At 71.3% G+C, this 22,061-nt stretch carries 21 protein-coding genes; 9 read left to right on the top strand and 12 right to left on the bottom strand.

All coding sequences use genetic code 11. From position 1 onward, the window contains the following. Nucleotides 1-77: 77 nt before the first annotated feature. On the top strand, nt 78-614 hold the full coding sequence (locus LZP97_RS11460; RefSeq protein ID WP_010594804.1) for a hypothetical protein: 537 nt from the start codon (nt 78-80) through the stop codon (nt 612-614). A gap of 61 nt (nt 615-675) precedes the next feature. On the opposite strand, the gene glpD is transcribed toward LZP97_RS11460, so the two are convergent. Then, nucleotides 676-2,409, bottom strand: a complete 1,734-nt coding sequence (glpD, locus tag LZP97_RS11465; RefSeq protein WP_010594805.1) for a glycerol-3-phosphate dehydrogenase — start codon at nt 2,407-2,409, stop codon at nt 676-678. Nucleotides 2,410-2,504: 95 nt separating this feature from the next. Here glpD and glpK point away from each other — a divergent pair, with 95 nt between their 5' ends. Beyond that, nucleotides 2,505-4,019 (top strand): glycerol kinase GlpK, encoded by a 1,515-nt coding sequence (gene glpK, locus LZP97_RS11470; protein WP_048770719.1) that lies wholly within the window; start codon nt 2,505-2,507, stop codon nt 4,017-4,019. Nucleotides 4,020-4,082: 63 nt separating this feature from the next. On the opposite strand, the gene LZP97_RS11475 is transcribed toward glpK, so the two are convergent. The 3 genes from LZP97_RS11475 to LZP97_RS11485 form a co-directional block, all read right to left on the bottom strand. Continuing rightward, a complete protein-coding gene (locus LZP97_RS11475; protein ID WP_048770717.1) occupies nt 4,083-4,898 on the bottom strand; it encodes a MerR family transcriptional regulator in 816 nt (271 codons plus the stop codon). After that, the gene (locus LZP97_RS11480) at nt 4,895-5,314 is read right to left on the bottom strand and encodes a VOC family protein (RefSeq protein ID WP_010594808.1); all 420 of its coding nucleotides are present in this window, start codon (nt 5,312-5,314) and stop codon (nt 4,895-4,897) included. The genes LZP97_RS11475 and LZP97_RS11480 overlap by 4 nt, the downstream gene beginning before the upstream one ends. Nucleotides 5,315-5,375: 61 nt before the next feature. After that, nucleotides 5,376-6,776, bottom strand: coding sequence for an NAD(P)H-quinone dehydrogenase (locus LZP97_RS11485; protein ID WP_010594809.1), 1,401 nt, complete (start codon nt 6,774-6,776; stop codon nt 5,376-5,378). A gap of 178 nt (nt 6,777-6,954) precedes the next feature. On the opposite strand from LZP97_RS11485, the gene LZP97_RS11490 reads away from it, so the two are divergent. Next, nucleotides 6,955-7,425, top strand: coding sequence for a gamma-glutamylcyclotransferase (locus tag LZP97_RS11490; RefSeq protein ID WP_006939627.1), 471 nt, complete (start codon nt 6,955-6,957; stop codon nt 7,423-7,425). Here LZP97_RS11490 and LZP97_RS11495 read toward each other — a convergent pair. From LZP97_RS11495 to LZP97_RS11520, 6 genes are all read right to left on the bottom strand, one after another. Beyond that, nucleotides 7,422-8,480, bottom strand: a complete 1,059-nt coding sequence (locus LZP97_RS11495) for an ABC transporter ATP-binding protein (protein ID WP_048770713.1) — start codon at nt 8,478-8,480, stop codon at nt 7,422-7,424. The genes LZP97_RS11490 and LZP97_RS11495 overlap by 4 nt on opposite strands. After that, a complete protein-coding gene (locus LZP97_RS11500) occupies nt 8,477-9,931 on the bottom strand; it encodes an ABC transporter permease (protein WP_048771095.1) in 1,455 nt (484 codons plus the stop codon). Before LZP97_RS11500 ends, LZP97_RS11495 begins: the two co-directional genes overlap by 4 nt. 104 nt (nt 9,932-10,035) lie before the next feature. Further along, a complete protein-coding gene (locus LZP97_RS11505; RefSeq protein ID WP_048770711.1) occupies nt 10,036-11,070 on the bottom strand; it encodes an iron ABC transporter substrate-binding protein in 1,035 nt (344 codons plus the stop codon). Nucleotides 11,071-11,125: 55 nt separating this feature from the next. Next, entirely contained in the window at nt 11,126-12,280 is a 1,155-nt protein-coding gene (locus tag LZP97_RS11510) for a M20 family metallopeptidase (RefSeq protein ID WP_010594813.1), read from the bottom strand. After that, complete coding sequence (locus LZP97_RS11515) at nt 12,277-13,437, bottom strand: M20 family metallopeptidase (RefSeq protein WP_010594814.1); 1,161 nt, start codon at nt 13,435-13,437, stop codon at nt 12,277-12,279. The genes LZP97_RS11510 and LZP97_RS11515 overlap by 4 nt, the downstream gene beginning before the upstream one ends. A gap of 34 nt (nt 13,438-13,471) precedes the next feature. Further along, a complete protein-coding gene (locus LZP97_RS11520) occupies nt 13,472-14,170 on the bottom strand; it encodes an enoyl-CoA hydratase/isomerase family protein (RefSeq protein WP_010594815.1) in 699 nt (232 codons plus the stop codon). A 65-nt stretch (nt 14,171-14,235) separates the two neighbouring features. Between LZP97_RS11520 and LZP97_RS11525 the strand changes: the two genes are divergently transcribed. Both LZP97_RS11525 and LZP97_RS11530 read left to right on the top strand, forming a co-directional pair. Further along, nucleotides 14,236-15,048: a purine-nucleoside phosphorylase gene (locus LZP97_RS11525; RefSeq protein WP_010594816.1), complete on the top strand. Its 813-nt coding sequence runs from the start codon at nt 14,236-14,238 to the stop codon at nt 15,046-15,048. After that, on the top strand, nt 15,045-16,520 hold the full coding sequence (locus LZP97_RS11530; protein WP_053085908.1) for a phospho-sugar mutase: 1,476 nt from the start codon (nt 15,045-15,047) through the stop codon (nt 16,518-16,520). The genes LZP97_RS11525 and LZP97_RS11530 overlap by 4 nt, the downstream gene beginning before the upstream one ends. Before the next feature lie 69 nt (nt 16,521-16,589). Here LZP97_RS11530 and LZP97_RS11535 read toward each other — a convergent pair whose 3' ends face one another. Both LZP97_RS11535 and upp read right to left on the bottom strand, forming a co-directional pair. Continuing rightward, nucleotides 16,590-17,285, bottom strand: coding sequence for an MspA family porin (locus tag LZP97_RS11535; protein WP_010594818.1), 696 nt, complete (start codon nt 17,283-17,285; stop codon nt 16,590-16,592). A gap of 365 nt (nt 17,286-17,650) precedes the next feature. Further along, nucleotides 17,651-18,274, bottom strand: a complete 624-nt coding sequence (upp, locus tag LZP97_RS11540; protein ID WP_010594819.1) for a uracil phosphoribosyltransferase — start codon at nt 18,272-18,274, stop codon at nt 17,651-17,653. A 186-nt stretch (nt 18,275-18,460) separates the two neighbouring features. On the opposite strand from upp, the gene LZP97_RS11545 reads away from it, so the two are divergent. From LZP97_RS11545 to LZP97_RS11560, 4 genes are read left to right on the top strand one after another with little or no spacing between them, the layout of a single operon-like run. Further along, nucleotides 18,461-19,102 carry an ABC transporter permease gene (locus LZP97_RS11545; protein WP_026137504.1) on the top strand — a complete coding sequence of 214 codons (642 nt, stop codon included), beginning with the start codon at nt 18,461-18,463 and terminating at the stop codon, nt 19,100-19,102. A gap of 1 nt (nt 19,103) precedes the next feature. Further along, the gene (locus LZP97_RS11550; protein WP_010594821.1) at nt 19,104-20,294 is read left to right on the top strand and encodes an ABC transporter ATP-binding protein; all 1,191 of its coding nucleotides are present in this window, start codon (nt 19,104-19,106) and stop codon (nt 20,292-20,294) included. Then, nucleotides 20,291-21,085 (top strand): ABC transporter permease, encoded by a 795-nt coding sequence (locus tag LZP97_RS11555; protein WP_010594822.1) that lies wholly within the window; start codon nt 20,291-20,293, stop codon nt 21,083-21,085. The genes LZP97_RS11550 and LZP97_RS11555 overlap by 4 nt, the downstream gene beginning before the upstream one ends. Further along, nucleotides 21,082-22,059: a glycine betaine ABC transporter substrate-binding protein gene (locus LZP97_RS11560; RefSeq protein ID WP_010594823.1), complete on the top strand. Its 978-nt coding sequence runs from the start codon at nt 21,082-21,084 to the stop codon at nt 22,057-22,059. Before LZP97_RS11555 ends, LZP97_RS11560 begins: the two co-directional genes overlap by 4 nt. Nucleotides 22,060-22,061: the final 2 nt, after the last annotated feature.

The following is a 22,061-nucleotide window of genomic DNA, read 5'->3' on the forward strand; positions in this document are numbered from 1 at the left end:
CTACGCGCCGGGCCGGCCGCGACGGATGCACGCGGTTGCCGTCTCGGTACGCTCCCCGGTCTGTCACCCTGGTCGGCATGGACTCCGATGCCAACGCACTCCTGCACGGCCCGTTGTTCTCCCGGCGCATGCCGCTCGACCGCGGCAACGCCGCCAGTCGCATCAGCGCCTACATCTACGGCAACGTGCTGGTGCTCGCGGCCCTCGTGCCGATCGTCACCGGGCCGAAGTACGTCGGCATCGCGATCGTGCTCGGCACGGCACTGTCGACGTTCGTCGCCCACGTGTTCGCCGAGGCGGTCGGGCACACCGTGCGCCAGGGCACCCCGTTGACCCGGGCGGAGAAGCTCGCCGAACTGCGCAACTCCGTGCCGATCCTGAGTTCGGCGGTGCTGCCGTGCGTGATCCTGGGAATCGGCTGGCTGGGTTGGCTCGAACCGCGCACCGCCCAGTTGCTCGCCGAGGTCGCCGTGCTGGCACGGATCGGGGGGATCGTCTTCGTCATCGGTCGCCTCAAGGGGGAGCGGCCGGGCCGGACCTCGCTGGTCAGTGCCGTCGCGCTCACCACGGTGGCCGCGACCGTGGTGCTCGTCAAGGTCGTCCTGACCCACTGACACGTCGACCCACCGACGTCGGCGTCCTCGACGGCCGGGCCGCCGTCGCGCCGAGGGCGTCTCAGGCGCCGGTGGGCACCGGTTCGAGGATCTCCGCGCGCGCCTCCGGGGCAGCCGCCCGCAGCGCGTCGGCGGACTCGTCGTCGGGCCGGCTCTGCGATTCGATCTCGGCGTCGACCCTCGCCCGGTAGGTCGCGATCTCCTGCTCCACCGTCGCGGCGTCCCAGCCCAGGACGGGTGCCACCAGGCGGGCGGTCTGCTCGGCGCAGTGCACGCCGCGGTGCGGGTACTCGATGGAGATGCGGGTGCGGCGCGCGAGGATGTCCTCGAGGTGCAGCGCGCCCTCCGCGGCCGCCGCGTACACGACCTCCACCTGCAGGTACTGGGGGGCGTCGGTGAGCGGTTCGAGCAACTCGGGACGGTCGGCCGCCGCCTCGAGCACCTCGTCGATCAGCGACCCGTACCGGTCGAGCAGATGCTTGATCCGGTACGGATGCAGGCCGTACCGCTCGGCGAGCTGCATCGTCTGGTTCACGAGCGCGAAGTAGCCGTCGGCCCCCGCCAGCGGCACCCGTTCGGTGATGGACGGGGCGATGCGGGCGGGGATGTCCTCGGCCGCCAGGTCGACGGCATCCTCGGCCATCACCCGGTAGGTGGTGTACTTGCCGCCGGCGATCGCGACGAGACCGGGCGCGACCCGGGCGACGGCGTGCTCGCGCGAGAGCTTCGACGTCTCGTCGCTCTCCCCCGCCAGCAACGGCCGCAGTCCCGCGTACACGCCGTCGATGTCGCCGTGGGTGAGCGGGACGACCAGGACCCGGTTCACGTGGTCGAGGATGTAGTCGATGTCGGCCTTCGTCGCGGCGGGGTGGGCGAGGTCGAGATTCCAGTCGGTGTCGGTGGTGCCGATGATCCAGTGGCTGCCCCACGGGATCACGAACAGCACGGACTTCTCGGTGCGCAGGATGATCGCCGAGTCGCTGACGATCCGGTCGCGCGGCACCACGATGTGCACGCCTTTCGAGGCGCGCACCCGGAACCGGCCGCGCTGCCGGGACAGGGCCTGGATCTCGTCGGTCCACACCCCCGTGGCGTTGATCACCACGTGCGCCCTCACCTCGGTGACCGAGCCGTCCTCCGAGTCGCGCACCCGTACACCCGAGACCCGGTCGGCCTCGCGCAGGAACCCGACCACCTGGGTCGACGTGCGTACGACGGCGCCGTAGTGGGCGGCGGTGCGAGCCACCGTCATGGTGTGGCGGGCGTCGTCGACGACGGTGTCGTAGTACCGGATCCCGCCCACGAGCGAGTTGCGTTTGAGCCCGGGTGCCATGCGCAGCGCGCCGGACCGGGTCAGATGCTTCTGCGCGGGCACGGATTTGGCGCCGCCCATCCGGTCGTAGAGGAAGATGCCCGCAGCGACGTACGGGCGCTCCCACCCGCGGTGGGTGAGGGGGAAGAGGAACTTCAGCGGCTTGACCAGATGCGGGGCCAGCGTCGACAGCGACAGTTCGCGCTCGCGCAGCGCCTCACGGACGAGGCCGAACTCGAGCTGCTCGAGATAGCGCAGCCCGCCGTGGAACATCTTCGACGAGCGGCTCGACGTGCCCGAGGCGAAGTCCCGCGCCTCCACCAGTGCGACCCGCAGCCCGCGGGTGGCGGCGTCCAGGGCGGCGCCGGCGCCGACGACACCGCCGCCGACGACCACCACGTCGAAGTGCTCCGAGCCGAGTCGTCGCCATGCGTCACGGCGCTGTTGCGGCCCGAGGACCTGGACGCCTGGTTGGTTGGTCACCGCATTGCTCCCGTGAGTCGCCGACGTTTCCGCACTCAGGGTAGTAGGTTCGTCCGCAGACTGCCGTCCCGAACCACACGCCCGGAGAGGTTGCCGTGACCCGATACATCGCCGCGATCGATCAGGGGACCACGTCGAGTCGCTGCATCATCTTCGACCACGACGGTCGCATCGTGGCCTGGGCCCAGACCGAGCACGAACAGATCCTTCCCCGCGCCGGCTGGGTGGAACACGATCCGGAAACACTGTGGATCAACACTCGCGAGGTCGCCGCCCTGGCCCTGGCGAAGGCGGATCTCACGCGCGCCGACATCGCCGCGATCGGGATCACCAACCAGCGTGAGACCACGGTGGTGTGGGAACGCTCCACGGGCCGGCCCGTCCACAACGCGATCGTGTGGCAGGACACCCGCACCGATCGCCTCGTCGAGCAGCTCGCCGGGGACGCGGGCGTGGACCGGTATCGCGACGCCACGGGCCTGCCGCTGTCGACGTACTTCGCGGGCCCGAAGGTGCGGTGGATCCTCGACAACGTCGAGGGCGCCCGGGAGCAGGCGGAGGCCGGCGAACTCGCGTTCGGGACGGTGGACAGCTGGATCCTGTGGAATCTCACCGGCGGCACCGGCGCGGGCAACCGGCAGCCCGGGGTGCACCTCACCGACGTCACCAACGCCTCGCGCACGATGCTCATGAATCTCGAGACGCTGCAATGGGATCCGGACATCTGTGCGGATTTCGGCATTCCGATGTCGATGCTGCCGGAGATCCGGAGTTCGTCCGAGATCTACGGATACGCCCGCGACCGCGGACCGCTGGCCGGCGTCCCGGTGGCCGGCATCCTCGGAGACCAGCAGGCCGCGACGTTCGGTCAGGCATGCCTGTCGCCGGGTGAGGCCAAGAACACCTACGGGACCGGCAACTTCCTGCTTCTCAACACCGGGACGACGCCGGTGCGCAGCGAGCACGGGCTGCTGACCACCGTCTGCTACCGCGTCGGCGACGCCCCGGCGGTGTACGCCCTCGAGGGTTCGATTGCCGTCACGGGCTCGCTCGTGCAGTGGATGCGCGACAATCTGGGGCTCGTCCGCACGGCCGCGGAGATCGAGGACCTCGCCGCGACCGTCCCCGACAACGGCGGTGCCTACTTCGTACCGGCGTTCTCGGGACTGTTCGCACCGCGATGGCGACCCGATGCGCGCGGGGTGATCGCCGGTCTCACCCGCTTCGTCAACCGGGGGCACCTGGCGCGGGCCGCACTCGAGGCGACCGCCTACCAGACCCGTGAGGTCATCGAGGCGATGCACGCCGACTCCGGTGTCGAACTGCACACGCTGAAGGTGGACGGCGGGATGGTCGTCAACGAGACCCTGATGCAGTTCCAGTCGGACATCCTCGGCGCCCCCGTGGTCCGCCCCGTGGTCTCCGAGACCACCGCGCTCGGCGCGGCGTACGCGGCGGGCCTGGCGGTCGGCTTCTGGGAGGGTGAGGACGCCATCCGCCACAACTGGGCGGCCGGCCGCACCTGGGAACCGAAGATGGACGCCGCCGAGCGGGAACGGCTCTACGCCGAGTGGAACCGGGCGGTCGAACGGACCTACGGCTGGGCCTGAGTCGGTCGATCCGGTGGGGCGAGGCCGGCGCGGGAGCCTCGGCGCGCCGGCCTCGGGGACCCCTCATCCCGGAACGTGGTCACCGGGGACGGGGTGCAGCACCCGCGTACGCATCGCATCGGGAGCGACGTCGCGCGGGTCGGCGAGGTAGTACTCCCGGAACGGCCCCTCGGCCGCGAGACCGCGCTCGTCGAGCCACCCGAACAGTGCGTGGTAGGCGACCGGGAGCAGCGCGACCGGACCGACGAAGTCCACGCCCGCGAACGCCCCGCCCGGCAGCGTCGTCGTGGCAGTTTCCGCACGTCCGGGCGGGGACCGCAACTCGAGACCGACGCCGAACTGCACCACGCCGTCGAGGGTGGCCGGGTACTGCCCCACCACCGGCGCGTCGGTGGGCAGCCCGGCGCTCGACGCCTCGGCCAGCAGCGCCGTCACGAGATTCGTCACATCCGAATCGAGAGATTCGGCGGTCGATCCCCCACTGCGCCACAAGACCGTTCGATCCTCGACCCGGTGCCGGCGCACGGAGAGTCCGCCGGCTTCGGCCTCGGCGAGCGACGCGACGAGGGCGAGCGCGCGGCGCTTACGGTCGGCCTCGCGCTCGATCCGATCCCGCTCCGCGGCGAGGACGGCCTCGGTGTGTCCGGGATCCTGCAGGAGGAGACGGATCGCGGGGACGGACACCTCGGCTCGGCGCAACACCGCGATGCGCAGAGCCGAGGCGAGTTGCTCCCGCGAGTAGTACCGGTATCCGGTACGCGGATCGACCCGGCCTGGAGCGAGCAGCCGTTCGCGGTCGTAGTGGCGCAGCGTCCTGACGCTCAGCCGCGACATCCGCGCGAACTCGCCGATGCTCAGCCAGCCGTCGGCCGGGCTCACCCGGTCACCACCGCCCCGCTTCCGGCAACCTCCGGCGCGTACGGGATCACCGTGATCACGTCGACGAGCAGGCCGTCGGGATCGACGGTCATGAAGTGCCGCTGCCCGAAGTCCTCGTCGCGCAGGTCCGACGCGACCGGGAGTGCGAGGTCGCCGGCGCGCGCATACACGGCGTCCACGTCGTCGACCTCCACCGAGATCAGCACGCCGGCGGGAGCGGAGAGATGGGCTCGGGGAATCGTCTCGTGGCCGCGTGCCACGAGACCGAGCTGCACGGTCTCGTCGGTCGCCGCCTGCAACTGGACATACCAGCCGCTGTCGAAAACCACACGCAGACCGAGCAGCCCGGCATAGAAGTCGCGGCTGCGGGCGACGTCGTGAGCGGGGACCACGGGGAAGATGCTGTTCGTTCGCATGCCTCCACCGTCGACCCTCCCCCAGCGAGAGAGTCAAGAACGTCGACGCCGACCATCCCGCTCAGTCCAGATGATCGTCGTGCCGCATCAGCTGACGCGCCGCCTCGGTGATCGACCCGGTCAGCGACGGATAGACCGAGAAGGTGTGGGCGAGGTCGTCGACGCTGAGATTGTTCTGCACCGCGATCGCGATGGGCAGGATCAGCTCCGAGGCGGTGGGGGCGACCACCACGCCACCGATCACGACGCCGGTGGCGGGACGGCAGAAGATCTTCACGAAACCACGGCGCAGCCCCGCCATCTTCGCGCGGGGATTGGTGTGCAGCGGCAACATCACGGTGCGGGCCGGGACCTCACCCTTGTCGATCGCGGCCTGGCTCACGCCGACCGTGGCGATCTCGGGCCGGGTGAACACCGCGGAGGCGACGGTCTTGAGCCGGATCGGGCTGACCCCCTCGCCGAGGGCGTGGTACATCGCGATGCGGCCCTGCATCGCGGCCACCGATGCCAGCGGCAGCAGCCCGGTGCAGTCGCCGGCGGCGTAGATCCCCGAGACGGACGTGCGCGAGACCCGGTCGACCTGGATGTAGCCGCCCCGGTCGAGTTGCAGGCCGACCTTCTCCAGGCCGAGGCCGGCGGTGTTCGGCACCGAGCCCACCGTCATCAGCGCATGGCTGCCCTCGACGATGCGGCCGTCGGCCAGCTTGACCCGGATCCCGTCCCCGGTGCGCTCGACGGCGTCGGCACGGGCGTGCTTGACCAGGTTCACGCCCCGCTCGGCGAAGGCGTCCTCGAGCACGAGGGCGGCGTCCTCGTCCTCGTGCGGCAGCACCCGGTCGCGGCTCGAGACGAGCGTCACCTGGACGCCGACCTCCGTATAGGCGGAGACGAACTCGGCGCCGGTGACACCGGAGCCGACGACCACGAGGTGTTCGGGCAGCGCGTCGAGGTCGTAGAGCTGACGCCAGTTGAGGATGCGGTCACCGTCCGGCTCCGCGCCGGGCAGCACCCGCGGGCTCGCGCCGGTCGCGATGAGCACGACGTCGGCATCGAGGATCCGCTCCTCGCCCGTGAAGAGGTCGGCGCGCACCTGGTGCGCCGCCATTCCGACCTGGGTGTCGATGAGCTCGCCGCGGCCGCTGAGCAGCTGCACGCCGGCCGCCTCGAGCTTGGTGCGGATGTCCGCGGACTGCGCCCGGGCGAGGCTCTTGACACGGGTGTTGACCTCGGGCAGCGCCACTCCGGCGCTCTCGAGCCGCACGCCGAGGTCGGCAGCCCGGCGCATGTCGGTGCGGATGCCCGTGGACGCGATGAACGTCTTGGACGGTACGCAGTCGAAGAGGACGCAGGCGCCGCCGATTCCGTCCGAATCGATCAGTGACACGGCCGCGCCGTACTGGGCCGCCACCAGCGCCGCTTCGTAGCCCGCGGGGCCGCCGCCGATGATCACGATCCGGGTCATTGTTCTCCTCTGTATCGATTCCGAGATGGTCCTCGGTCCGGTGTGTGCGGGCGCCGGGGTTGCCGAACGTCCGCAGACACGCTATGTCACGGGCACCGTCCCGCGCACGCGGACGCCGCCACGAAGCGGCCGGCGCCCCGTGTCCTGCGCCGGACGGTCAGCCATTAGCCTGTACCCCGTGCCGATCTACGCCGCCTACGGCTCCAACATGCATCCCGAGCAGATGCTGCAGCGCTGCCCGCATTCGCCGATGGCCGGAACCGGCTGGCTCCACGGCTGGCGGCTGACCTTCAGCGGCGGCGACATCGGCTGGGAGGGCGCGCTCGCCACCGTCGTCGAGGATCCCGACTCGAAGGTGTTCGTCGTGCTCTACGACGTGCCCGACGAGGACGAACGCAGCCTCGACCGCTGGGAGGGCTCCGAACTCGGCATCCACCGCAAGATCCGGTTGCGGGTGGACACCGACGACGGGCCCGTGCTCGCCTGGCTGTACGTCCTCGACGCGTACGAGGGCGGCCTGCCGTCGGCGCGCTACCTGGGCGTGATGGCCGACGCCGCCGAGATCGCCGGAGCCCCCGCCGACTATGTGCGGGATCTGCGCACCCGCAACAGCCGCAACGTCGGGCCCGGCCGGCCCGACAGCTTCTAGGCCGTCTTCTCTGCCTCGGCCGACCGAGCCGGGTAGAACGGCACCGGGACGCCGACCCGCAGCGTCACCGGATCCCCGGCCTGCACGTCGTGCGACGCGGCCCGCTGCGCCCGGATCGTCTGCCCGGCCCCGGTCACCCGCACCTCCGTCAGTGCGCCCCCGAAGGCGACGTCGAGCACGGTGAACTTCGACGGTTCGTCGGCCGCGGCGACCTGCACCTGTTCCGGGCGTACGAGCACGTGGCCCTTGCCGTGGGCCGGGGTCGCGAGGGGAACCGCACCGATCACCGTGTGCGCGCGGTCGCCGGCCGCATCGGCGTCGAGCACGACCGAATCCCCGACGAAGGCGCCCACCTCGAGCGTCGCGGGCCACCGGTAGACCTCCTCCGGCGTGCCCACCTGGGCGACACGCCCGCCGAGCATCACCGCGACCGTGTCCGCGATGGCCAGGGCCTCGGCCTGGTCGTGGGTGACGAGCACGGAGGCGACCTCCTGGTCCCGCAGCAGGGTGCGGACCTCGGTGCGCAGGCTGGACCGCAGCCCGGCGTCGAGAGCGCTGAACGGCTCGTCGAGCAGGACGACGGCCGGATTGGGCGCGAGCGCCCGGGCCAGCGCGATCCGCTGCTGCTGACCGCCGGACAGCTGGGAAGGCTTGCGCTGACCGGTGCCGGCCAGGCCGACCAGTTCCAGCAGTTCCTCCACGCGGCGCTGCCGCACGGCCTGCTGCCGCACCATCGACCGCCACGTCGGCTGCACGAGCCCGTAGCCGACGTTGCGTGCGACGCTCAGGTGCGGGAAGAGAGCGCCCTCCTGCGGGACCAGTCCCACCCCCCGGCGTTCCGGCGGCAGCGCCGTGAGGTCGCGCCCGTCCGCGACGACGCGTCCCGCGCTCGCCGGGTGCAGACCCGCGACCACCCGCAGCAGGGTGGTCTTGCCCCCGCCCGAGGGCCCGAGCACGGCCAGCAGCGCGCCTCGTTCCACCGTCAGCGAGACGTCGCTGACGACCTCCGTCCGCCCGTACCGGGCGCAGACGCCCTCGAGACAGAGCCCGCTCATTCCTCACCGCCACTTTCCGCATCGACCCGGCCGCGCAGCAACCGGCCCAGCACCAGGGACGGCAGCGCGGCGACGAGCACCAGGATCGCCGCGTACGGGGCCGCCGACCCGTACTCGAGGGTCTCGGTGTACTTCCACATCCGTGACGCCAGGGTGTCCTCCCCGATCGGCACGAGCAACAACGTCGCCGGCAGTTCCTTCGCGATGGTGAGGAACGCCAGTGCCGCCCCCGCGACGACTCCGGGCGCGGCCAGCGGGATCATCACCCGGATGCCGGTCCGCATCCGTCCGCTGCCGAGGGTCGCGGACGCGTCCTCGAGGCCGAGCGGAATCGAGGCGACCGCCGCGCGGATCGAGCCGACGGCGAGCGGCAGGAACAACACCGCGTAGCCCATCACGAGCATCGGGGTGTGCTGGTACCACTGCGGCAGCAGTCGGATCCCGAAGAAGACCAGGGCCAGGCCCACGGTGATGCCGGGCAGCGCGAATCCGATGTAGGCGGCGCTCTCGGTGAACCGCGAGACCGGCGAGGTCGAACGCGCCGCCAGGATGCCGACCGGCAGGGCCAGCGCCGTGGTCAGCAGCGCACCGAGGGCCGCCACCCACAGGGTGTACGTCGTCGCCGTCCAGATCCCCGCCCAGTCGATCGCGGCCTGCTGCGAGAACCACAGCCAGCGCGCGAGTCCGGCGAGCGGCACGCCGACGCCGACCGTCAGCACGACGGCGAGGAACGCCAGGGCCGTCCACCGCTGCCGGCCCAGCGGCACGGGCGCGGCGGGCCGTGGGGCCCCGGAGCCGATGCGCGCGGTCGCCCCCCGGCGCACCCGGCGTTCGGAGACGGTCAGCGCGACGGCGAGCACGACGAGCACCAGGCCGAACACCGCCGCCGGGGTGCGGTCGAGCAACCCCCGGTAGCTGCCGTAGATGGCGAGGGTGAACGCTTCGTACCGCATCAGCGCGACGGCACCGAAGTCGCTGAGGGTGTACAGCGCCACCAGCAGGCCGCCGGCCGCCGCGGTGGGCCACACCTGTCGCAGGGTGACGGTGAGCGTGGTGCGCAGCCGGGACCGGCCGAGGGTGCGCGCCACCTCCTCGAGCCCCGGGTCGACCGAGGCCAGCGCGGCGGACACCGGCAGATACACGTACGGGAAGCTCGCCGCGGTCAGGACCAGCGCAGCACCCGCGAAGCCCGCGAGTCCGGGGAACTGGGCGATGTACACGAACCCGGACACGTACGACGGGATGGCGAGGGGAACGCTCAGCGCGAGGGCGAACCACCGCCGGCCGGGCAGGTCGGTGCGTGCCGTGAGCCATGCGGCGGTGACGCCGACGACGAGGCAGGCCACGGTGACGGTGAGCGCGAGAATGCCGCTGCGCCACACCAGATCGAGGGTGCGCTGCCGGAACACCAGCGACCACACCCGGTCGGGGCCGTCGGCGAACGCGCGCATGACCAGGTGCGCCACGGGGGCGAGTGCGAAGACCGAGACACCCAGCGCGGCCAGCGTGAGAACGGGCCGGCTGCGCCGGGTGGGACGGAGCGAGGCGAGCTGGATCAGATGAATCCCAGCTCCTGCAGCAACGCCTGGGTCTGCTCGAGCGAGGCGAGTTCGGCGAGTTCGATGTCGGCATTGCCGATCTCGGACAGCGGACGCAGCTGATCCTTCGTCTCGACACCCTCGACGACCGGATACTCGGACGTCTCGTCGGCGAAGTAGGTCTGTGCCTCGGGCGAGAGCAGCGCGGCAACGAACTGCTCCGCCTGTTCCTTCTGGTCGGTGGTCCGCACGACGCCCGCCCCGGCGATGTTCACCAGTGCGCCCGGATCACCGGTCTGGAAGTAGTACACCTGCACGTTCAGGTTCTCGGCACCGCGCTCGTCCGCGAGTCCGTACCAGTAGTAGTGGTTGGTCAGACCGAGGGTGACCTGGCCGGCGTCGACCCCCTCCATCAGCGGGCCGTTGCCCTCGAACGCCACCGGCTCGTTGGCCTTGAAGGCCTCGAGCCAGGCGCGGGCGCCGTCCTCGCCGCGGGCGACGCGCAGCCCGGTGACGAACGCCTGGAACGACGCGTTGGTCGGGGCGAAGCCGATCTGGCCCTTCCACTTCGGGTCCAGCAGGCCGTCGATGCCGGTGGGCAGGTCCTGCGGCTGCACCTTCTCGTCGTTGTAGACGAGTACGCGGGCACGTGCGGAGGTCGCCACCCAGGTGCCGTCGGCAGCGCGGTAGTCGGCGGGAACCAGGTCGGTCACCGAGGCCGGCAGCGTCTCGAGCAGCCCCGCCTGGTCGAGCAGGCCGAGGGCACCCGCGTCCTGGGTGAACACCACGTCGGCGGGCGAGGAGTCACCCTCCTCCACCAGCTTCCCGGTGATCTCCGGGGTGCTGCCGTAGACGACGTCGACCTCGAAGCCGAGCGTGCCCTCGAGCTGGTCGATCAGCGGGGCGACCAGGTTCTCGCTGCGCCCGGAGTACAGGGTGAGCGCGCCGGTGGAGTCGCCCTCGGACCCACCCGAGTCGCTGCCGCACGCGGCCAACGCGGCGGCGAGTACCCCGGCCGACACTACTGCGACGGCTCTGCGTCGAAACTGCATTCCGGACCTCCTGGCGTGAGCGACGGCTCACAGGCGATGTACAGGTTGTGCAAGCCTAACCTGATCCCAGGACCAGGTTCGTCATCACCCGTACGCCGACCGCCAGGGCGCGCTCGTCGAGGTCGAAATCGGGCTGGTGGATGTCGAGCTTCGGCCCGCTCCCCCGCCACACACCCAGCCGGGCCATCGCACCCGGAACCTGCTCGAGGTACCAGGAGAAGTCCTCCCCGCCGCCGGACTGCGGGGTGTCCGCCAGCGCGTCCGGGTCGATCGCCCGCACCGCGTCCTCGACCATCCGGGCCGACACCTCGTCGTTGACGACGGGCGGCACCCCGCGCCGGTAGTCCAGCTCGTAGCTCAGTCCCGTGGGCGCGAGCAGGCCGTGCACGATCTCCCGCACCATCGGTTCGAGCAGTTCCCACGTCTCGTGGTCGCCGGTGCGGACGGTGCCGGTCAGCATGCCGGTGCGGGGAATCGCATTCGCGGCCTTGCCCGCCGCGACCGCGCCCCACACCATCACCGTGCTCGTACGGGGGTCGATGCGCCGGCTGAGCATGCCGGGCAGCCCGGTGATCACGGTGCCGAGTCCGTACACCAGATCGCCGGTCAGGTGCGGGCGGGAGGTGTGCCCTCCCGGCGAGTCGAGAACCAGCTCGACCGTGTCGGCGGCCGAGGTGATCGCCCCGACCCGCACCCCCACCTTGCCGGCCTCGAGCCTGGGATCGCAGTGCAGCGCGAAGATCCGGGCCACGCCTTCGAGCGCGCCGGCGGCCACCACGTCGAGCGCGCCGCCGGGCATCACCTCCTCGGCGGGCTGGAAGATCAGCCGCACCCCCACCGGCAGCTCGGGCACCGAGTTCAACGCCAGCGCCGCGCCGAGGAGCACGGTCGTGTGGGCGTCGTGCCCGCAGGCGTGCGCCACACCCGGCACGGTGGAGGCGAACGGCAGGCCCGTCATCTCCTGCATGGGCAGCGCGTCCATGTCGGCGCGCAGGGCTATCCGCGGCCCGTCGGGACCGAGATCGCAGATCAGGCCTGTGCCGCGCGGCAGCACCTTCGGTTCGAGCCCGGCGGCCGCGAGCGTGCTCCCGACGAACTCGGTGGTCGCGTACTCCTGGCGGGCCAGTTCGGGATTGGCGTGGATGTGCCGGCGCCACCCCGACAGGTCGTCGGTGTGCTCGCCCAGCCACTTCTCGATGTACGGGTTCATCGGCGTGCCACGTTCTCGAGCAGCCGCGCACGTTGCGTGGGATCGGCCGCCGCCCGGGCCGCCGTCGCGGCCAGCGCGCGGGCGCCGTCGAGGACGGCGAGGTCCGCCGAGGCGGTGACGCACGCGTCGGCGAACGCCGCCTGGTGAGTCACCGCGCCACCGGAGTCGAGACCGATCACCGGGTGGATACCCGGCACCACGTTCGTCACGTTTCCCATGTCCGTGCTGCCCAGCGGGCGCGATCCTTCCTCCTCGACGGGCAGCGGCGTGCGCCCGAGACCGATGATCTCCTCACGATAAGCCCGGACCAGCCACGGGTCGGGAGTCAGTTCCGTATAGGTCGGCGACACGGTGCGGATCTCGTGCGTGCAGCCGGCGGCGAGGGCCCCGGCGGCGAAGCAGCTGCCGGCGCGCTCGGACAGGTCGGCGAGGGACTCCGCGGTCGCCGCCCGCAGGTAGTACAGCAGTTCCGTGTGCGCGGGCACGATGTTCGGGGCGGTGCCGCCGTCGCTGACGATCCCGTGGATCTGCTGACCGGGCAGCAGGTGCTGCCGCAGCAGGCCGACGGCGACCTGCGCGACGGTCGCCGCATCGGCGGCGTTGCGGCCGTACTCGGGAGCCGCGGAGGCGTGCGCCTCGCGGCCGGTGTAGCTGACCGCGATGTCCGCGAGGGCCAGCGACGTCGCCCCGGTGATGTCGAACGGACCCGGGTGCACCATCAGAGCCATGCCGACGTCGTCGAACACCCCGCGTTCGAGCATGAGCACCTTGCCGCCGCCGGTCTCCTCGGCGGGTGTGCCGATGACGCGGACGGTGACGCCGAGCGCGTCGGCGACGGCGGCCAGTCCCAGGCCCGCGCCGGCGGCGGCAGCAGCAATGATGTTGTGCCCGCACGCGTGCCCGATGCCGGGCAGCGCGTCGTATTCGGCGCAGAGGCCGACCACGAGGTCTCCGCTGCCGAACCGGGCGTCGAATGCGGTGGGCAGATCGGCGATCCCGGTGCGGACCTCGAATCCGCCGCTGCGCAGCAGGTCCACGATCTTCGCGGCGCTGCGGTGTTCGTCGAAGGCCAGTTCCGGCTCGGCATGGATCGAATGCGACAGGGCGATCAGGCCGTCCGACGCAGCCTCGATCGCCCTGTCCGCATCGCTCGTCACCCGCTCAGTCTGGCACGGGCGGAAAGCGCGCACCTCACCCGAGGCGGAAGTTCGACTCGTCCGTCTTCGTCTCGAGTGCCGCGATCAGCGGTGCATGCAGACCACGCTTGATGCCCGCCAGGTTGGCGCCGCGGGTGCCCGTCAGCGCGGCGGCCCGTTCGACGGCGGCGGCCAGCACGGCATCACCGTCGACGGCGCGATCGACGATGCCCGCCGCGAGGGCGTCGGCGCCGCCGAACCGGCGGCCGGTCGTGGTCGCCTCGACCGCGGCCTGGATCGGCAGCCGCTCGCGCAGGAGCGCGGACATGCCCACGGTGAACGGCATGTTCAGGGACACCTCGGGCAGGCACCAGAAGCCGCGATCGGACCGCATCACGCGGAAGTCGTGGGTCAGCGCGAGCATCGCACCGGCACCGAACGCGTGGCCCTGCACCGCCGCGACGGTCGCCGCGGGGAAGGTCAGGATCCGCACGTACAACTCGTGCACGGAATCGAGGTAGCCCGGAAGGTCGGGGAGGTTGCCGAAGATCCAGTCGGTGTCGAGGCCGTTGCTCCAGAACTTCCCGGTGGCCGCGGTCACGAGCGCGGCCGGGCCGTCGTGGGCGACGACCTCGTCGAGCAGCTCGTGGACGGCGGAGAGCCAGCCGGGATGGAAGCGGTTCTCGGTGTCGCCGCCGGAGCGGTCGCCGAGATGGAGGACGAAGACGTCGCCGTCGCGGTCGAGGTATGGCATGCGGAGAGGATAGCGCCACAACCTACCGACGAGTAACAACAGGCTTGGCGCTAGGGTCGACCGACATGGGAACACCCGACGCCATCGCCGACCCCCCTGCCGAGGCCGCCCGCGCCGCCGCGGCACTCGCCGAACGCACCGGCGTGCCCGAACACCCCGTCGCGGTGGTCCTCGGCTCGGGCTGGCGCGCCGCGGTGGAGCGCTTCGGCCCGGCGGTCGCCGACGTCCCGATGGGCGAACTTCCCGGGTTCGCCCCGCCCACCGCCGAAGGGCATTCGGGCACCGTGCATTCGGTGCGGGTCGGCGAGACCCCGGTGCTGCTCCTCGCCGGCCGCACCCACGCCTACGAGGGGCACGACCTGAGCCGCGTCGTGCACCCGGTGCGCACCGCCGTCGCGGCCGGCGCGCACACCGTCGTGCTCACCAACGCCGCCGGCGGCATCCGGCCCGACCACACGGTCGGTCAGCCGGTGCTGATCTCGGACCACCTCAACCTCACCGGCCGTTCGCCCCTGCGCGGCGCCCAGTTCGTCGACCTCGTCGACGCCTACTGTCCGGAGCTGCGCGCCCTCGCCCGCGAGATCGACCCCACCCTCGACGAGGGCGTGTACGCAGGACTGCCCGGCCCGCACTACGAAACCCCCGCCGAGATCCGCATGCTGCGCACGCTCGGCGCCGACCTGGTGGGCATGTCCACCGTGCACGAGACCATCGCCGCGCGTGCCGCGGGCGCGCGGGTGCTCGGCATCTCCCTGGTCACCAACGCCGCCGCGGGACTCACCGGTGAGCACCTGGACCACCACGAGGTCCTCGCGGCGGGACGGGCCGCCGCGACCCGTATGGGCGACCTGCTGCGCGAGCTGGCGGGCCGGCTGTGAGCCTGCGTTTCGGGACCGCCGGGCTGCGCGGTCCCGTCGGCGACGGACCCGGCTGCATCAACGAGGACGTGGTCGTCCGCACCACCGCGGGCCTGGCCCGATGGCTCGACGCGCGCGGGTGCGGCGGCGGCACCGTGGTCGTCGGCCGCGACGCCCGCACCGGATCCGCCGAGTTCTTCGCCGCCGCCACCGAGGTCCTCGCGGCCGCCGGTTTCGACGTCGTGGCCCTGCCGCGCCCGCTGCCGACCCCGGTGACGGCGTACGCCGTGCGGGCCCTCGATGCGGTCGCGGGCGTGCAGATCACCGCGTCCCACAACCCGGCCCCGGACAACGGTTACAAGGTCTACACCCGGGGCGGTGCACAACTGGTCGAGCCGGACGACCGCGAGATCGAGAGGGCGATCGACGCCGTCGGCGCGGCGACGTCCGTGCCGCGCACCGCCGTCGCGCCCACCGGGGACGACCTGGTGGCGCGCTATCTGGCGCGCGTCGCCTCGCTACCGCGCGGCACGGCGCGCACCCTGCGCATCGCGCTCACACCGCTGCACGGCGTCGGCGGCGAGACCGCCGTCGCGGCGCTGCACGCCGCGGGCTTCGACGACGTGCACGTGGTGGACGCCCAGTTCGCCCCCGATCCCCGCTTCCCCACCGTCGAGTTCCCCAATCCGGAGGAACCGGGGGCCGCCGATGCCGTGCTCGCACTCGCCGCCGACGTGGGCGCGGACATCGCGCTCGCCCTCGATCCCGATGCGGACCGATGCGCCGTGGGCGTCCCCACACCCGAGGGCTGGCGGATGCTGCGCGGCGACGAGACCGGGGCGCTGCTCGGGGACCGGATTCTCGCGGGTGCCCCGCGCGGCGCGCTGGTGGCGACGACGATCGTCTCCTCGGCCCTGCTCGGCAGACTCGCCGCCGCACGGGGCGCCCGCTACGCGCAGACCCTCACGGGCTTCAAGTGGCTCGCTCGCGCGGGCGACGGACTCGTGTACGCGTACGAGGAGGCCCTCGGTCACTGCGTCGACCCGGATGCGGTGCGCGACAAGGACGGCATCGCGACGGCGGTCGTCGTCGCGGACTATGCCGCCGAATTGAAGGCTCGCCGAAGCACTCTCGTCGACGCGCTCGACGCCCTCCACCGAGAGTTCGGGCTGCACCTCGGCGATCAGGTCTCGATCCGGGTGGCCGATCTCGCCCGGATCGGGGCGATCATGAGCCGGTTGCGGTCCGCGCTGCCGGCCGAACTCGCCGGAGAGCCGGTCACGGCCACCGACCTCGCGGCGGCGAGCGGCCCGCTGCGCACGGACGCCGTGGTACTCGAGGGCGCGTCGGTGCGGGTCGTGGTCCGGCCGTCGGGCACCGAGCCGAAGCTCAAGTGCTACCTCGAGTCCGTCGCCGCGGACGGTGACCGCGACGGCGCGACCGCGCGGCTGAAGGCGTTGCGCGCGTGGGCGACCGGCCTCGGTGAGCGCTGACGCGCGACACCGGGCCGGTGACGGCCGCTTCTCGCGGTCGCCACCGGCCCGGCGGAGGAACGGCCACCCTCAGAGACGGTGTGGCACACCGTAGGTGATGACGGTGTCGTTGTTCGAGGTGACAGCCCGGGCGTACGGCCGGATCGTGACCGGGCCGAGTGCCCCCGAGACCGAGCCGTGGACTCCGGCCAGCCGGACGGTCGCCGACCGGCCGTCGAACTCCATGTCCTCGACGAACGCCACGTCGGTGATGCCGCCCGGCGAGAGATCGACCTCGATCTCCTGCGACGGGATGATCGACCCGCCGATCGTCGCGCCGGTGCTCGCGTCGAGCCCGAGGCCGAACTCGGGGGCGAGCTCGACGCCGATACCGAATTCGTTGCCGACCTCCCAGTCGAGACTGGGGGTGTTGATGTGCACGACGGCCCCGTTGAGCGCGACCGGGTAGCCGATCTGGTATCCGATGGTCAGCTTGGTGTCCTGGAACGAGTCGGCATCGGGCCCGGTGAAGTTGACCGACACCACCTCGTCGTGGAAGAACTCGAAACTGACGGGCGAGCTGTCGAGCGGCGGATAGGACTGGATCGACGTGTCGGCCTGAAGGACTTCGATGGCGTTGTTGTTGCCGAGGGGCAGCGTCCGGGCGTTGTCGACAGCGGCTCCGGCACTACCGGACCCCACCACCATGCCCAGCACGGCGGCCGCACCGAGTGCGGTGGCCCGGGCGCACTGTCGAAATCTGCTGCCGGAGAAGGTGTTGATCATCGAGCGGACCTCATTTTCGTGGGCGGTCGAGGACAGTGGACGTTCCAACCGATCACGGGGAGCGTAACCAGAGCGGGCCCGGAGAAAAGGAGAGTTGATCAACTTCCCCGAATCGAGACGGTGCCCGCCCGGTCGCTGCCGCTCGGATCGAGATCCTCGGCGGCCCACGCTCTGGACCGAAAACCCTTCCCGGGCTGGCATTTCGATGTCCATGCACCGCCCGTCGCCCCCGCGGCCGGGCACCGCCGTCCAACCTCACCCGAAACTCTATTGTTATCCTGCAACAAAACAGACTATTCGGACAAAATTGGCGATACGGGCGTTCGGGGGTCGCCGATACCGCCCGAGCGGGTCCGCGTAGGGGGTCAGCGTGGGCCGAACTGCCGATCGCCGGCATCCCCGAGACCCGGAACGATGTACTTGTTCTCGTTGAGACCGTCGTCGATCGACGCGGTCACGAGCCGGACCGGGTGACCGGACTCGGACAGGGCTGCCACCCCCTCCGGAGCCGCGACCACGCACACCGCCGTGACATCGGTCGCGCCGCGCGCGACGAGCAGGTCGATCGTGTGCACCATCGAACCTCCCGTGGCGAGCATCGGATCGAGCACGTACACCGGCAGCCCGGACAGGTCGTCGGGAAGCGACTCGAGGTACGGCACGGGCTCGAACGTCTTCTCGTCGCGGGCCAGTCCGACGAAGCCCACCCGCGCCTGCGGGATGAGCGCATGGGCCTGCTCCACCATCCCGAGGCCCGCACGCAGCACCGGCACCAGCAGCGGTGGCTGCCGAAGGCGCACACCGACCGTCGTCGCCACCGGCGTGCGCACCTCGAACTGCTCGACCGGGGCGTCCCGGATCGCCTCGTACACCAGCATCTGGGTCAGCCGGCGCAGCGCGTAGCGGAAGGCTGCGTTGTCGCTGCGCTCGTCGCGCAGCGTGGTCAGGAGGGCAGCGGCGAGCGGGTGGTCGACGACGAGCGAATCCATGCCGGAAGGATAGAACGCCGTCGCTCGCCCGCCGTCGCCGACTGCTTCCCGGCACAGCCCACCGGCGCAGCCCGCCCGCACGGTCCGCCGCAGTCCCGTTTTCCGGACTCGCCCCGACGGCGGGGCACGTGTGCCATCGTGACAGTCGGGCCTGCGGACGGACGGGACGGGACGGGACGGGTGGGCATGTGGGACTACATCGACGAGCGCAAGGCGCAGATCGCCTTCAGCGCGTACCAGCATGTGAGCCTCGTCGTGCAGGCCGTGCTTCTCGCCACCGTCGTCGCCGTCGTGCTCGCGGTGATCGTCACCCGGATCCCCCGGCTCGAACCGGTGGCCAACACCCTCAGTGCCGTCGGCCTGACCGTCCCGTCCTTCGCGCTGCTCGGCATCCTCGTCCCGCTCGTCGGGATCGGGGTGGCACCGGCATTCCTCGCGGTCGCCTTCTACGCGACCCTGCCGGTGCTGCGCAACGCGGTGGTCGGGTTGCGGGGCGTCGACGGCACCCTCGTCGAATCCGCACGCGGAATCGGCATGGGCGAGATCGGCACGCTCACCCGCGTCCGGCTCCCGCTGGCCTGGCCCGTCATCCTCGCCGGGGTGCGGGTCTCGACGCAGATGTCCATGGGCATCGCCGCGATCGCCGCCTACGTGCTCGGCCCCGGTCTCGGCTCGTTCATCTTCACGGGCCTGTCGCAGATCGGCGGCGCGAACGCACTGAACTCGGCCCTGGTCGGCACGATCGGAGTGGTCGTCCTCGCGCTGGCGCTCGACGCGCTGCTCCTCGCGCTCGGCAAGGTCACCGTCTCGAAGGGAATCCGTGCCTGACATGAACACGCCGCCGCCGTCCGCAGCGCAGATCAGCGGCACCGACATCGACCTGATCGACGTGGTCAAGACGTTCCCCGGGCAGGCGCGCCCGGCAGTCGACGGTCTGAGCCTGCACATCCCCGCGGGCGAGATCGTGATGTTCGTGGGCCCGTCGGGCTGCGGCAAGACCACGTCGCTGAAGATGATCAACCGTCTCGTCGAACCCACGTCCGGAACCATCCGGATCGGCGGCGACGACATCCGGTCCGCGGACGTCGACGACCTGCGGCGGCGGATCGGGTACGTGATCCAGGGCGGCAGCCTCTTTCCGCACATGACGGTCGCGCAGAACATTTCGATCGTGCCCCGGTTGCTGGGCTGGGACCGGCGGCGAACCGCGGACCGCGTCACCGAACTGCTCGAACTGGTCAACCTCGACCCGGACCGGTACCGGGACCGCTACCCGCGGGAACTGTCCGGCGGGCAGCAGCAGCGGGTCGGCGTCGCCCGGGGCCTCGCCGCCGACCCGCCCGTCGTGCTGATGGACGAGCCGTTCGGCGCGGTGGACCCGATCACCCGGCTCCGGTTGCAGGACGAGCTGCTGCGCATCCACGACGATCTGCGGAAGACGATCGTGTGCGTCACCCACGACATCGACGAGGCCGTCAAACTGGGCAGCCGGATCCTGATCATGCAGGAGGGCGGGCACGTCGCACAGTACGACACCCCCGAGACGATCCTGTCGGCACCCGCGAGCCCGTTCGTGGAGAAATTCGTCGGTGCCGGTTCCACACTCAAACAGCTCTCGCTCAGCCGCGTCGCGGAGGTCGAACTGGCCGAACCCACCACCGCGGAAGTCGGCAGCTCCGCCGAGGAGGCCGTCGCACGCGCCAGGGCACGCGGGGACGACACCGTCGTCGTCCTCGACCGGCGCCGTCGTCCCGTGGCCTGGCTGTGGGTGCGCGAACTGCAGGGTTCGGGCACCGTCCCGGACGGCGACCCCGACGACCTGGTCACCCTCGACCGGCACGCCACCCTCAACGACGCACTGGACACGATGCTCGCCTCCGCTCACGGGGCCGCGATCGTGACGGGACGGCACGGCGAATTCCAGGGATTGATCAACTTCGAATCGGTGACCGGACGGATCCGCGGCGGTGAGTCGCAGTCCGCGGCCGCAGGCCCCGGTGAGACGGGACAGCACACATGAGCATCGACACCGAACCGGCGTCCTCCCGGGCCGGAACCCGTCCAGGCCCTCCCCCGCGCCGGCGCGGCGGTATCGCGATGCTGTTCGTCCTGCCACTCGTCGTCGCCGTGGTGTTCGCCGCCTGGGCGCTGTGGCGCGCGAACGCGGACCTCGACTCGATCGAGGCCCGCCAGCTCGAATGGGCCACCATCTCGACCCTCCTCCGCGAACACATCGAACTCACGGTGGTCTCGGCGATCCTCGTCGTGGTGATCGCCGTGCCGCTCGGGATCGTCCTCACCCGGCCCGCGTCGCGCGCCCTCGCGCCCGTCGCGGTGGGTGTCGCCAACGCCGGGCAGGCGGCGCCGGCCATCGGACTGCTCGTGCTGCTGGCCATCTGGCTGGGATTCGGATTCGGCACCGCCGTCGTCGCCCTGACCCTGTATGCCGTGCTGCCCGTCCTGCGGAACACGATCACCGGCATCGAAGGCGTCGATCCGACCCTCGTCGAGGCCGGGCGCGGCCTCGGCATGTCCGGGCTCGGCGTGTTGCTCCGGGTCGAGCTGCCCCTCGCCCTGCCGGTGATCATGACCGGCGTCCGCACCGCGCTCGTTCTGCTGGTCGGCACCGCCACCCTCGCCACCTTCATCAACGCCGGCGGCCTCGGATCCCTCATCGTCACCGGCATCACCCTCTTCCGCTATCCCGTCCTCGTCAGCGGCGCGCTGCTGGTGGCGCTGCTCGCCCTTCTGGTCGACTGGGCGGGGCGCATGCTCGAGTTCACGGTCCGGCCGAAGGGGCTCCGCCCGTGACCGCGCGCCTGCTGTCCCGGCTCGCCGGAGCGCTCCTCGCGGCGTCGACGCTGGCCGCGTGCGGATTGGGAACCGCCGGCGGTTTCGTCCCCACCGGCGAACTCGCGGGCCCGCTGCAGTCCGTCGAGCCGCTCGACGGTGCGAGCATCTCGGTGGGATCGAAGAACTTCTCCGAGGGCATCCTCCTGGGGAAGATGGCAGTGATCCTCCTGCGTTCGGCGGGCGCGGACGTCACGGATCTGACCAACATCCCCGGCAGTGCCAGCTCCCGCCAGGCGCAGCTCGAGGGACAGGTCGATCTGCAGTGGGAGTACACCGGCACGGCCTGGATCGCCTATCTCGGACACGAGGAAGCGATCCCCGACGAGCGCGAGCAGTACGAGGCCGTGCGCGACGAGGACCTGCGCGAGAACGGCCTGGTGTGGCTGCCGCCCGCCCCCATGAACAACACCTACGGTTTCGCGGCCACCAGCGCCGAGGCCCAGCGACTCGGCGTGGCGTCGCTCTCCGACATCGCGAACATCCCGGTCGCCGAACGCACCTTCTGCGTCGAATCCGAGTTCGCCAACCGCAACGACGGCCTGCAGCCGATGCTCGACACCTACGGCATTCCGCTCGGATCCGGTGTCCCACGCGAGAACATCAGGACGCTCGACACCGGCGCCATCTACGAGGCGACGGCGCGCGGCGACTGCAACTTCGGCGAGGTGTTCACCACGGACGGCCGGATCGAGGCCCTCGATCTGACCGTGCTCGAGGACGACCGGAAGTTCTTCCCCATCTACAACGTGGCGGTCGTCGTCCGCGACGAGACCCTCACCGAGAACCCGCAGATCGCGGAGCTGTTCGCTCCCGTCTCCCGGAAACTGACCGACGAGACTCTCATCGAACTGAACGGACGGATCGACGTCGACGGCCAGGAGCCGGCCGAGGTCGCCTACGACTGGCTCGTGCAGGAGGGCTTCGTCGAGTAGGA

The sequence above is a fragment of the Rhodococcus sp. DMF-1 genome (assembly GCF_021441945.1).
In the GTDB taxonomy this organism is placed as follows: Bacteria; Actinomycetota; Actinomycetes; order Mycobacteriales; family Mycobacteriaceae; genus Rhodococcus; species Rhodococcus ruber.